Here is an 11,405-nt window from a genome sequence, read left to right on the forward strand (position 1 = left end):
CTCTCTTTCCCTGGTCCTTGGTTGACGGTCAGCCGGCTGCGTGCTCGTTGATCATGGTCTGCGCGTAGACCACGCCCAGCCCGTAGGCACCCGCGTGCTCCTTGACCACGTCCATGACCGGCAGGTAGGTCTCGGTGCGGGCCCAGTCGCGCTGCAGCTCCAGCAGCACCTGGATCCAGGTCACCGGCACCGCGCCGGCCGCGGTCATCCGCTGGATGGCGTGTTCGTGGGCCAGCGGGCTGACCCCGCCGGAGGCGTCCGAGACCACGTACACCTCGTAGCCCTGGTCCAGTGCCGACAGGGCGGGCAGCACCAGGCACACCTCGGTCCACAGGCCGGAAAGGATGATCTTGCTGCGCCCGGTGGCCTTGACCGCCTCGACCAGGGCCGCGTCCTCCCAGGCGTTCATCGAGGTCCGGTCGACCACCTCGTGGTCGGGGAAGACCGCCTTCAGCTGAGGCAGGATCGGACCTGAGAAGGACTCGGCGGCCACCGTGGAGAGCACCACCGGAACGTCGAAGACCCGGGCGGCCTTGGCCAGGCCGACAGTGGCGTTGATGATCGCCGTGCGGTCGCCGCTGCCGGTGCCGAAGAACATCTGCGGCTGGTGATCGACGAACAGCATCATCGAGTTGTCCGGCGTCAGTAGGTCGGAGCTGGGGGCGGCGTGCACGGAGTCGAAGTCGACCATGGCCGTTCTCTCTTTCGGCTGAAGGGGTGTCACGGGGATGTCGGAGGCGACGCCTGCGCGGACATCGGCGCGGACATCGGCGCGGACATCGGCGGGGGCATCGGCGGGGCGTCGGCGGGGCGTCGCAAGGCATCGAAGGCTCGGAACGCGAGCTGTGCCGCTGACGCTCCGGCACAGCCAGGACGCTACCGAGCAGCGCCGGGACATCTCTTCTCCCGCCGCGCCCAGGACTGTTCCCACACTGCACTCGGCGCCACCCCGCCACCGGCCTCGGCGCTGCCCGCGGTGTCACTGCCCGCACAGGACAGAGCCGGTGCGTGCAGAGGAAAGTCGCAGCTCGACGCCGCCCTAGGTTGACCCGTGCCAGAGCTCAACGGGCTGTGCAGCTCGCGCTGTTCGACCCGAACGACAAGGACGGTCACCATGCCTTTCATCACGGTCGGCGAAGAGAACTCGCACGCCATCGACCTGTACTACGAGGACCACGGCTCGGGCCGGCCCGTGGTGCTGATCCACGGCTGGCCGCTGAACGGGGCGTCCTGGGAGAAGCAGGTGGCCGCGCTGCTGGCCGCCGGCAACCGCGTGATCACCTACGACCGCCGCGGGTTCGGCGCCTCCGACAAGCCGGCCTTCGGCTACGACTACGACACCTTCGCGGCCGACCTCGATGCCGTGCTGACCCATCTCGACCTGCGGGACGTGGTCCTGGTGGGCTTCTCCATGGGCACCGGAGAGGTCACCCGCTACCTCGGCAGCTACGGCTCCGAGCGCGTCGCCAAAGCGGTGATGCTGGGCGTGGTACCGCCGTTCCTGCTGCGCACCGACGACAACCCCGACGGCGTGGACGGCATCGTGTTCGAGGAGATCCAGGGCGCCATCCGGGCCGACCGCCCCGCGTTCATCGCGGGCTTCCTCGCCGACTTCTACAACGTCGACGTGCTCGGCGGCGAGCGGGTGAGCGACCAGGTGGTGCAGTACAGCTGGAACGTCGGCGTCTCCGCGTCCGCCAAGGCCACGCTGGACTGCGTCCCGGCCTGGCTCACCGACTTCCGGGCCGACCTGCCCAGGATCGACGTCCCCGTACTGATCATCCACGGCGACGCGGACCGCACCCTGCCGCTGCGCTCGACCGCGATCCCACTCTCCCGGAGCATCGAGGGTGCCCGCCTGGTGGTGCTGGAGGGTGCCCCGCACGGGCTGATCTGGACGCACGCCGAAGAGGTCAACAAGGAACTGCTCGCCTTCATCGGCGACTGACCAACCGACCTTTCGAGAGCGAGAACTCATGTCGAGCATGCCTGTTGCCGGGGTCCGCGCCGGCAACCCCGACCAAGCCGCCGACCTGGTGGTACGCAACGCCAAGGTGTACACGGGCGACCCGGCGCGGCCGCAGGCGAGTGCGGTCGCGATCCGCGACGGCCTGCTCACCGCCGTCGGGGACGATGCGGACGTCATCCCGCAGATCGGCCCACGGACCCGCGTAGTCGACGCGCTCGGCCGGCGTGCCGTACCAGGCCTGAACGACTCGCATCTGCACGTCATCCGGGGCGGTCTCAACTACGTGCTGGAGCTGCGCTGGGACGGCGTGCCGACGCTGCGTCAGGCGCTGGCCATGCTCCGGGTCCAGGCCGAGCGCACTCCGCCCGGACAGTGGGTCAGGGTGGTCGGCGGCTGGTCCGCGGACCAGTTCGCCGAGCGCCGGCTGCCCACAGTGGCCGAGTTGAACGCCGCGGCGCCCGACACCCCCGTGTTCGTCCTGCACCTGTACCAGTCGGCACTGATGAACCGGGCGGCGCTGCGGGCCGCGGGATTCGACCGCGACACCCCGGACCCGGTGGGCGGCCAGATCGTGCGCGGCCACGACGGACAGCCGACCGGACTGCTGCTGGCCGCCCCCGGCGCCCTGCTGCTCTACTCCACGCTCGCCAAGGCGCCGACGCTGGACGAGGCCGAGAAGGCCGCGTCCACCCGGCACTTCCTGCGCGAGCTCAACCGCTTCGGGCTGACCTCGGCCATCGACGCGGCCGGCGGCTTCCAGAGCTTCCCGGAAAACTACGGCACCGTCATGAAGCTCGCTCAGCGGGGCGAGTTGACGCTGCGGATCGCCTACCACCTGTTCCCGCAGACCGCCGGGCAGGAGCTGGACGACCTGGCGCGCTGGGTGGCGACCGTCCGCCCCGGCGACGGGGACGAGTGGCTGCGCCTGAACGGGGCCGGCGAGAACCTCACCTGGGCAGCGGCCGACTTCGAGAACTTCACCGAGCCGCGCCCGGAACTCGGCCCGTACGAGGCCGGATTCGAGCAGGCCGTCCGGCTGCTGATGGAGCACGGCTGGGGTTTTCGGCTGCACGCCAGCTACGACGAGACGATCCGCCGCGATCTGGCGGTCTTCGAGAAGCTCGCGGCCGAGGGCCTCTTCCCGGGCGGGAACCGGTGGCTCTTCGACCACGCCGAGACGGTCTCCCATACCAGCCTGGACCGGATCGCCGCGCTCGGCGGCGCCGTCTCGGTGCAGAACCGGATGTCCTTCCAGGGCGAGGCGTTCGTGCGCCGCTACGGCGCCGCCGCAGCTGCCGGGGCGCCGCCGGTGCGGGCGATGCTGGAGCGCGGGCTGACGGTCGGCACGGGCACCGACGCAACCCGGGTCTCCTCGTACAACCCGTGGGTCGCGCTGCACTGGCTGGTCTCCGGGCGCGCCGTCAGCGACCGCACGCTCTACCCGGCGAGCAACCGGCTCAGCCGCGAGGAGGCGCTGGAGCTCTACACCCTGGGCGGCGCCCGGCTCACCGGCGAGCAGGAGGTCAAGGGCCGCCTGCGGGTGGGCTGTTACGCCGACCTCGCGGTGCTCAGCGCCGACTACCTGACGGTGGACGAGGCCGACATCGCGCACATCGAGTCCGTCCTCACCGTGGTCGGCGGCCGCATCGTGCACGGCGCCCAGGAGCACGAAGGCCTCGCCCCCGAGCTGCCGGCCGTGGTCCCGCTGTGGAGCCCGGTGGCGCGCTTCGGCGGCTACCAGGCGACCCCCGCGCCCAGCCTGACGGGCGTCCGGCAGGCCGAGCGGGTGATCGAGGCAGCCGCTGCCTCCGACGAGCAGCGCGAGTGGCGGCAGGCGCGCGGACTCCTGGTCCCCGGCCAGAGCGGACCGGCCCTTGACGACCCCTGCTTCTTCTGACGCACCCCCAGGCCCGCCGGGGGGGGCCCCGCCCCCCCCCCCCCGGGGGCCCCCCCCCCCCCCGCCCCCGCCCGGGGCCCCCCCCCCCCCCCGGGGGGCGGGCGCCCCACGGCGGCACCGGCCGGAGGCCGGGCACTCCACCGACAGCCGCGAAAGGACGCCCCGATGACGACCCCTCAGGCCGAGAGCGCCGTGGCCGCCGCGCAGGTCCGCGACCGACACCCGCTGGCCCTGGCCCTGTTCGCGCTGACCGCGGTGAGCGGCCTGATCGACGCGGTGAGCTACCTGGGTCTGGGCCACGTGTTCACCGCGAACATGACCGGGAACGTCGTGGTGGTCGCGTTCGCCCTGGTGGGCACGGCCGGCTTCTCGATCACGGGCTCGCTGACCTCGCTCGCGGCCTTCCTGCTGGGATCGGTGCTGGCCGGCCGCCTGGCCCTCAGGCACCGCGGTGGCCGCCGGGCGCGCTGGCTGCGCAGCGCGCTGCTGGCCGAGACGGCGCTGCAGGGCGCGGCGACCGCCGTGGCGTTCACCGCGGGCGCGCGGGCGCAGGAGGCGATGATCGCGCTGCTGGCCGTGGCCATGGGCCTGCGCAACGGCACGGTCCGCAAGCTGGGGGTGCCGGACCTGACCACGACGGTGCTCACCCTCACCCTGACCGGCCTCGCGGCGGACTCCTCGCTGGCCGGCGGCGGCAACCCCCGGCTGGGCCGGCGGGTCGGTGCGGTCCTGGCGATGCTCGCGGGTGCCGCTCCGGGTGCCGCGCTCGTCATCCACGGCCACCTTGCCTGGGCCCTGCTGACCAGCACGGTCCTGGTCGCCGCAGTAGCGATCGGCTACCGCGAGCGCGACTGAGAGCGCCATCCGACCCCGCTCCCCCTGCCAACTCCACATCACGAAAGGTCACTTCACATGACCATGCGCCTGTCCCCTCGACTGCTGACGGCGGTCACCGCCGTCGCCGCCCTCGCCTTCGCCACCGCGCCGTCGGCTCCCGCGACGGCCGACGCCGCCCGCCCCGACAGCGGCATCGCCGTCAGCCCCCAGTACGACACGGCACACGTCTACGTGACGCCCGGTGCGATGGACTCCTTCGTCAGCAGTTGGGAGTCGACCTTCGGCGGCACCAACACTCCGCAGGCCCTCGTCGACGTCACACCGACCCCGAGCCTGACCAAGTCCGAGCTCGTCCTCTCCCCGGTCGGCACGCTATCCGTCTTCGACTACCAGACGCCGGTTCCCTATCCGTTCGGCGCCGAGCGCACCGGCTGGCTCGTCCAGGACCTGGACCGGGGCGTGCGCAAGGCCGAGGCCGCCGGGGCGACCCCGGTCGTCACGCCGTTCGCCGACCCGATCGGCCGCGACGCGATCGTGCAGTTCCCCGGCGGCATCGACGCGCAGCTGTACTGGCACACCAAGGCGCCCTCGTACCCGCCGCTGGCGTCGGTGCCGGAGAACCGCCTGTACCTGCCGAGCAGCGCGGTCCGCGAGTTCCTCCGCACCTACCTGGCCTTCACCGGGGGCACGGTGGTCTCCGACGACCGGCACGCGCCGGGCGCCGAACTCGGCCTGCCCGGCACCTCGTACCGGCGGATCCGGATCAGCTCGCCGTTCGGCGGCGCCTCCGTCGCGGTCACCGACGGGCACCTGCCCTACCCCTTCGGGCGGGAGAGCACCGGCTACGCGGTGACCGACCTGAGTGCGACGCTGGCCAAGGCCCGGGCCGCCGGCGCGACCGTGCTGTGGGGGCCGTTCACCTCCCCGCAACGGGACAGCGCGATGGTGCAGTTCCCCGGCGGCTACATCGCCGAGATCCACGACGGCGGCTCGCGGTCGTGACCGGCCGGGGACCGCGACCGGCCCTCGAACAGCCAGGGCACGCAGACACGCAGCGCAGAGGATGATGACAGTGCAATCCGGAATATCCATCGTCGGAGACGTGACCGCCGACCCCACCACCGCGCGAACGCCGAGCGAGCACGAGCGGATCAAGGCCATCGCCACCATCGCGCTCAAAGCGGAGGAGGTCGGCCTGGACGCACCGGCTTCCCACCGCCCGCGTTGCGCGAGGCGATCGAGGCGGTCACCGCGGCGGACGGACTGATCGCCGTGACGCCGATCTTCAGCGCCTCGTACAGCGGACTCTTCAAGTCCTTCGTGGACGTGATCGACAAGGACGCGCTCACCGGCTGTCCGGTGCCCGCGCGCACCACGGCCGAGACGGTCGTCCCGTTCGCGGAGCAGCTCGCGGCGCTCTCCCCCGGCCGTCCGTGAGCAGGCCCTCGCGCGTGCTTGATCGCCATCTTGTTGAATGCTAAATTAAATGCCCCGGGCCACCGCCCGCAGCCCGACAGCAGGAGGAACGATGACCAGCAGGGTCGTGGACAACCCCGACCGGTCGCGGTTCGAGATCACGGATGACGGTGAACTCGCAGGCTTCGCCGAGTACTTCCGGCACGAGAACGAGATCGCGTTCATCCACACCGAGATCGACCCCGCCTTCGCCGGCCGCGGCCTCGCCGGTGTCCTGGCCCGCGCCGCCCTCGACTCCGCCCGGGAGCGGGGGCTGGCCGTACTGCCCTACTGCCCCTTCATCCGAGGCTGGTTGGGCAAGCACCCGGACTACGTCGACCTGGTGCCCCAGGACCAGCTGACCCGCTTCGGCCTGTGACCACCGTCCCGACCACGGCCGCCGCCCGGGAGTTCGTCCGGGCGGCGGCCGTGGTCGCCACCAGTACCGACGAGGACTACCGCGTCGACATCCGCTCCGGTCGGCACCGTCTGACCGCCGACGAGCCGGCCTCGGTGGGCGGCGCCGACACCGCCACCAACCCGACCGGCCTGCTCCTGTCGGCGCTCGGCTCCTGCACCGCGATCACCCTGCGGATGTACGCGCAGCGCAAGCAGTGGCCGCTGGAGACCGTCCGAGTCCACCTCGGCTACGAGAAGGGCCCCGACAAGACGGCCCGCATCACCCGGCGCATCGACCTGGTCGGCGAGCTGGACGAGGCACAGCGCGCCCGGCTGCTGGACATCGCCGAGCGCACGCCCGTCACCCGGGCCGTGTCCGGCGGCACACCGATCGTGGAGGATTCCGCACGCCATGAATGAGCCCGACCAGACCGCCCCCACCGTGCGCGGCGGGCGCGAGGAGGTCCCGGCCGGCCCTGTCCGGGAGTTGCTGGCGCCCCGCGAGACCGCACTGGGCGGCAGCACCGTCGTGCGCCGCCTGCTGCCGGGCCTCGGTCGGCGGATGGTCGGCGCCTGGTGCTTCGTCGACCACTACGGCCCCGACGACATCGCCGACGAACCCGGCATGCAGGTCCCACCCCACCCCCACATCGGCCTGCAGACCGTCAGCTGGCTGCACCAGGGCGAAGTCCTGCACCGCGACAGCCTGGGCAGCCTGCAGACCGTCCGGCCGCGCGAGCTGGGCCTGATGACCTCCGGCCGGGGCATCTCGCACTCCGAGGAATCGCCACGCCCGCACGCGCGTCTACTGCACGGCGCCCAGCTCTGGGTCGCACTTCCCGAGGCCCACCGCCACACCGCCCCCGCCTTCGAACACCATGCCCAGCTGCCCGAGATCACCGCCGCCGGCCTGCACGGCACTGTCATCCTCGGCTCCGTCGACGGCACCACCTCCCCCGGCACCACCCACACCCCGCTGGTCGGCGTCGACCTCACCCTGCGCGAAGGCAGCTCCACCCGGCTACCCCTGGAGCCCGACTTCGAGTACGCCGTGCTGACCATGTCCGGCCTGACCGAAGTGGACGGCGTCCGTCTGGAACCCGGCTCGATGCTCTACCTGGGCGGCGGGCGGCGGGAGTTGCCCCTGCGCGCTCTGGCCGACGGCTCCCTGCTGCTGCTCGGCGGGGAACCCTTCGAGGAGAAGCTCGTCATGTGGTGGAACTTCATCGCCAGAGACAGCAACGAGATCGCACAAGCACGAGAAGACTGGGAGAAGGGGGTCCGGTTCGGTGAGGTGCAGGGGTACAACGGGGAGCGCCTGCCTGCTCCGGCGCTGCCGTCGACGCCGTTGAAGCCTCGAGGGAATGTGCGCTGACCTGGGGAAACGTTGCGCTCGGCGGGCGCGATGACCCCGCGCGTGGCCAGCAGAGCGGCTACCGTCCAGAGCCAGAAGAGGTAGCGAGCACAGCCCCGTGCCGCACCAGCGAGCGGACATCGTGAGAGTTGAACCGTTCTCAGGTTTACGCGTGTACAGCAGGGTCTATTCGTACTGATGCTGACTTTTTGCTGACTCTAACCGGTTCCTTGATCACTCAGCTGGTCGAGCGAGCACCTGACCCCGGGTCTGTCCAATGAACGTGTAACTCGGTTGGGTTGAGTCAGCGACGGCCGGCGGAGAGTCGGCCGTCGAAGGCGATCTCGAAGGCGTTGAGTGCGGCCCGAAGTGTGTAGGGCAGACTGCCGTGGTGGTCGCTGCCCGCTGCGTGCGGGCTCGGCGCGGCTGCCGTCGGCCGGCGTTGCGGGCGGGCGGGCGCGGGCGCCCGGACGTCGTGCGGTGCTGGGATCCTGCCCTGGCGGACCCGCCGTTGCCTCCCCTGCCAGGCGGCTGTCGGTCCCGAAGTTTCCCGCACACCCCCGGCTTGTACGCTTGCTCGCCTGGAAGGTCTGCGGTTCTTGGTTGGAGGGTCCGGTGCGCGTCCGTCGATGGATAGGTGTGGTTGCGGGAGCCGTTGTGCTGAGCAGCCCGACGGTCGCCTATGCCCGCGGTGGGGGCGGCGGTCACGGGTTCGGGGGCGGTGGCAGCCATAGCGGTGGCGGCCATGGCGGTGGCGGCTTCCACGGGTCGATTGGCGGCGGTTTCGGAGTCGGCCTCGGGAGCGGTTTCGGGGCCGGTGGCGGTGGGCTCGTCGCCGTGCTGGTGATCGTGGCCGTGGTCCTGCTGATCCTGTGGCTCAAGTCCCGTCGCCGCAAGGCGGCGTGGGCAGGCGACCTGAACACGGTCTCGGACCGCACGGCGCACCGCGCGGACGCACAGGCGCGCGAGCGCGCTGCCCGGGTCTCGGCCCGGGTCGATGCCATCGCCGACACCGATGCGACTTTCGACCGCGCGGCGCTCGAGCGCCGCGCGGTGTGGCTGTATGTAACGGCCCAGCGGGCCTGGACCGGACACGATCACGCCACGCTGCAGCGGATCCTGTCCCCAGTGCTGTACGGCAAGTGGGCCGAGGAGCTGCGCGACTACGAGTCGCGTGGCGAGGTCAACGTCGTGGAGATCGTCGACGGTCCGGTGGTCGAGCTGGTCGACGTCGCCAACCGGGCGGGTGAGGTGAACGACACCGTTACCTTCCGGATCACCGCGACGCTCCGCGACTACGTACGCCGCGGCGACGGCCGGCAGGCCGTGCGAAAGGACGGCTCGACGCGCCCGGTCGAGTACTGGACACTGCGCAAGAACGCGGCCGGCGAGTGGATCGTGTCCTCACTCGAGCAGGCCGCCGAGGGAGCGCACCGCCTGAACAGCGCCATCGAGACCGACGGCTGGGACCAGAAAGCGGTCGTCCGGGACGCGGTGCTCGAGGTCGCGCAGAAGAGCACTGTCACCGGGGCGAGCGACATCCTCTCCCTCACCAACATCTCGTGGAGCACGGACGCCGACAACGCCGCCAGCGATCTGAGCGTCCTCGACGGCCGCTTCGACAGAGCGGTTCTCGAGGTCGCCGTCGAGCAGTTCCTCGAGGAGTGGGTCCTGAACGACGGCAGCCTCGACTTCACCCCCGTCCGCACGGTTCGCCGGGCCGTCCTGCGCGAGGCCACCGTCACGTCGGTCACGGTGCGCTCGCTGGTCTCACGCGACCCGGTCGTCTTCCGCGTCGCGGTCAACGCGCAGGGCGTCTACTACGAAGTCGACCGCCGCACCGAGCAGGTACTGCGCGGTGACGCGCACAAGCGCAGGCCGATCGCCTTCACCTTCGACCTGCGGCTGGACGACACCTCGGCCAAGGCATGGATCGTGATTGCCGCCGACACGCAATAGCCGAACCCTTCGCCGCCACCACGGCCCCTCACGCGCATCCCCCTGTCCCCGCCACTCCAGGATGTCGCGGTCGACGCTTCAGGCCGAGCACGCTCGCGCCGACCACGGTCAGGCCGACCAGCACCGCGCCGGCCGCCGACCGCGTGCTGAGGAACGTCAGCCCGCCGACGACCAGGCCGATGAAGGCGGCCGCCAGGAGGATGGTGACGGTGCGCAGCATCAGGAACGGGGCGGGGAATTCACGAGTGCAGCTGACCAGGCAGCCATGGACACACCGGTGTCGCCTGGCGCGATGTCTCCGCACACGCACGACATCGTGGTGGCCATCGAGACCGCCTCGGAGACCCACTCAGGCTGAAAGCTGACAAAGCATCACAGAACATCCACTAAGCACCGACCGCCCGTCGCACGAACCGGCGCAGGTGCGCCCGCACCACCTCGGGCTGCTCCAGCCAGGGTTCGTGCCCGGCGTCGTCGATCCGGGCCAGCGGGACGTCGAGCTGGTGCGCGAGTGGCTCCAACGCCGCCGGCGCCCTTGCGTCCGGATCTCACTCATGCACGGGAATCTCCCGGGAAGTTGACCCTCCACCAGGCATTCACCAGGCACGTCAACCTGCTGTGCAAGGAAGCACCCGGACGGGCAATTGCCATCCCCATGCCCGTATGACTTTCTGGAATCACCCGCCAGCCCCCTGCAAAAAGACCAACAGGCGGCCCGTGAACGGTGAAAGGATGACGATGAGCACTGCCCCCGAGGCAACCACAGGCAGCGAGAGCCCCGCCCCCGTGATCAGCACGGTCGCGGGGACCGGAGTCGCGGGCCCCAAGGGGGACAACGGGCCTGCCGTCCGGGCCGAGTTGAACCGCCCGTTCGGGATCGCGGTGGACAGCACCGGCACCCTCTACTTCGCCGACCGCGACAACCACCGGGTCCGGAAGGTCACGACCGACGGGAGGATCAGCACGGTCGCGGGCACCGGCACCGCGGGCTTCAGTGGTGACAACGGCCCTGCGGACAAGGCCCAACTGAACTACCCGCGCGGGGCGGCGGTGGACAGCGCGGGCACCCTCTACATCGCCGATGGCGACAACCACCGGGTCCGGAAGGTCACGACCGACGGCACGATCACCACCATCGCCGGCACCGGCACCGCCGGCTCCACCGGCGACAACGGTCCGGCTGACAAGGCCCAACTGATCAGCCCGTTCGGGGTGGTGGTGGACAGCACCGGCGTCCTCCACATCGCCGACTACGACGACCACCGGGTCCGAAAGATCACGACCGACGGCACCATCACCACCATCGCCGGCACCGGCTCCGCCGGCTTCAGCGGCGACGGCGGCCCGGCGGACCAGGCCCAACTGAACCGCCCGCACGCGCTGGTGATGGACAGCGCGGGCACCCTCTACATCGCCGAGAGCGGCAACCACCGCATCAGGAAGATCACGACCGACGGCACCATCACCACCATCGCCGGCACCGGCTCCGCCGGCTTCAGCGGCGACGGCGGCCCGGCGGACCAGGCCCAACTGAA

General features: G+C 71.2%; 11 protein-coding genes and 3 pseudogenes. 11 read left to right on the forward strand and 3 right to left on the reverse strand.

All coding sequences use genetic code 11. The features are described 5' to 3' along the window. Nucleotides 1-28: 28 nt before the first annotated feature. Nucleotides 29-691, reverse strand: coding sequence for a hydrolase (locus P3T35_RS23820; RefSeq protein ID WP_101384084.1), 663 nt, complete (start codon nt 689-691; stop codon nt 29-31). A gap of 423 nt (nt 692-1,114) precedes the next feature. On the opposite strand from P3T35_RS23820, the gene P3T35_RS23825 reads away from it, so the two are divergent. The 10 genes and pseudogenes from P3T35_RS23825 to P3T35_RS23870 all read left to right on the forward strand — a co-directional run bounded on the left by P3T35_RS23825 (nt 1,115) and on the right by P3T35_RS23870 (nt 9,870). Further along, nucleotides 1,115-1,948 (forward strand): alpha/beta hydrolase, encoded by an 834-nt coding sequence (locus P3T35_RS23825; RefSeq protein WP_101384083.1) that lies wholly within the window; start codon nt 1,115-1,117, stop codon nt 1,946-1,948. A gap of 28 nt (nt 1,949-1,976) precedes the next feature. Next, nucleotides 1,977-3,866: an amidohydrolase gene (locus tag P3T35_RS23830; RefSeq protein ID WP_101384082.1), complete on the forward strand. Its 1,890-nt coding sequence runs from the start codon at nt 1,977-1,979 to the stop codon at nt 3,864-3,866. A gap of 165 nt (nt 3,867-4,031) precedes the next feature. Next, nucleotides 4,032-4,721 carry a YoaK family protein gene (locus tag P3T35_RS23835; protein ID WP_101384081.1) on the forward strand — a complete coding sequence of 230 codons (690 nt, stop codon included), beginning with the start codon at nt 4,032-4,034 and terminating at the stop codon, nt 4,719-4,721. 57 nt (nt 4,722-4,778) lie between these two features. After that, nucleotides 4,779-5,705: a glyoxalase gene (locus P3T35_RS23840; RefSeq protein WP_180356775.1), complete on the forward strand. Its 927-nt coding sequence runs from the start codon at nt 4,779-4,781 to the stop codon at nt 5,703-5,705. 70 nt (nt 5,706-5,775) lie between these two features. Then, nucleotides 5,776-5,916 (forward strand): annotated as a pseudogene (locus P3T35_RS23845) (5,10-methylene tetrahydromethanopterin reductase); the annotation flags it as partial. Then, nucleotides 5,907-6,065 (forward strand): annotated as a pseudogene (locus tag P3T35_RS23850) (NAD(P)H-dependent oxidoreductase); the annotation flags it as partial. The pseudogenes P3T35_RS23845 and P3T35_RS23850, both read left to right, overlap by 10 nt. 166 nt (nt 6,066-6,231) lie before the next feature. Next, nucleotides 6,232-6,537 (forward strand): GNAT family N-acetyltransferase, encoded by a 306-nt coding sequence (locus P3T35_RS23855; protein ID WP_101384080.1) that lies wholly within the window; start codon nt 6,232-6,234, stop codon nt 6,535-6,537. Next, a complete protein-coding gene (locus P3T35_RS23860; protein WP_218976740.1) occupies nt 6,534-6,977 on the forward strand; it encodes an OsmC family protein in 444 nt (147 codons plus the stop codon). The genes P3T35_RS23855 and P3T35_RS23860 overlap by 4 nt, the downstream gene beginning before the upstream one ends. Then, nucleotides 6,970-7,932, forward strand: coding sequence for a pirin family protein (locus tag P3T35_RS23865; RefSeq protein ID WP_101384079.1), 963 nt, complete (start codon nt 6,970-6,972; stop codon nt 7,930-7,932). The genes P3T35_RS23860 and P3T35_RS23865 overlap by 8 nt, the downstream gene beginning before the upstream one ends. A 636-nt stretch (nt 7,933-8,568) precedes the next feature. Further along, nucleotides 8,569-9,870: a Tim44-like domain-containing protein gene (locus P3T35_RS23870; protein WP_280707646.1), complete on the forward strand. Its 1,302-nt coding sequence runs from the start codon at nt 8,569-8,571 to the stop codon at nt 9,868-9,870. 28 nt (nt 9,871-9,898) lie between these two features. Here the strand turns inward: P3T35_RS23870 and P3T35_RS23875 are convergent, their stop codons facing one another. Both P3T35_RS23875 and P3T35_RS23880 read right to left on the reverse strand, forming a co-directional pair. Beyond that, nucleotides 9,899-10,090 (reverse strand): hypothetical protein, encoded by a 192-nt coding sequence (locus P3T35_RS23875; RefSeq protein ID WP_101384077.1) that lies wholly within the window; start codon nt 10,088-10,090, stop codon nt 9,899-9,901. Nucleotides 10,091-10,256: 166 nt separating this feature from the next. Continuing rightward, a complete protein-coding gene (locus P3T35_RS23880; protein WP_280707648.1) occupies nt 10,257-10,391 on the reverse strand; it encodes a hypothetical protein in 135 nt (44 codons plus the stop codon). 217 nt (nt 10,392-10,608) lie between these two features. Between P3T35_RS23880 and P3T35_RS23885 the strand changes: the two are divergent. Beyond that, nucleotides 10,609-11,405, forward strand: a pseudogene (locus tag P3T35_RS23885) (hypothetical protein); the annotation flags it as partial.

Origin of the sequence: Kitasatospora sp. GP30 (assembly GCF_029892145.1) — a bacterium.
In the GTDB taxonomy this organism is placed as follows: domain Bacteria; phylum Actinomycetota; class Actinomycetes; order Streptomycetales; family Streptomycetaceae; genus Kitasatospora; species Kitasatospora acidiphila.

What these genes read in the sequence shown, in the direction of transcription:
- P3T35_RS23820 (WP_101384084.1), bottom strand. Translation starts at nt 691, where the DNA reads ATGGTCGACTTCGACTCCGTGCACGCCGCCCCCAGCTCCGACCTACTG.
- P3T35_RS23825 (WP_101384083.1), top strand. Translation starts at nt 1,115, where the DNA reads ATGCCTTTCATCACGGTCGGCGAAGAGAACTCGCACGCCATCGACCTG.
- P3T35_RS23830 (WP_101384082.1), top strand. Translation starts at nt 1,977, where the DNA reads ATGTCGAGCATGCCTGTTGCCGGGGTCCGCGCCGGCAACCCCGACCAA.
- P3T35_RS23835 (WP_101384081.1), top strand. Translation starts at nt 4,032, where the DNA reads ATGACGACCCCTCAGGCCGAGAGCGCCGTGGCCGCCGCGCAGGTCCGC.
- P3T35_RS23840 (WP_180356775.1), top strand. Translation starts at nt 4,779, where the DNA reads ATGACCATGCGCCTGTCCCCTCGACTGCTGACGGCGGTCACCGCCGTC.
- P3T35_RS23855 (WP_101384080.1), top strand. Translation starts at nt 6,232, where the DNA reads ATGACCAGCAGGGTCGTGGACAACCCCGACCGGTCGCGGTTCGAGATC.
- P3T35_RS23865 (WP_101384079.1), top strand. Translation starts at nt 6,970, where the DNA reads ATGAATGAGCCCGACCAGACCGCCCCCACCGTGCGCGGCGGGCGCGAG.
- P3T35_RS23875 (WP_101384077.1), bottom strand. Translation starts at nt 10,090, where the DNA reads ATGCTGCGCACCGTCACCATCCTCCTGGCGGCCGCCTTCATCGGCCTG.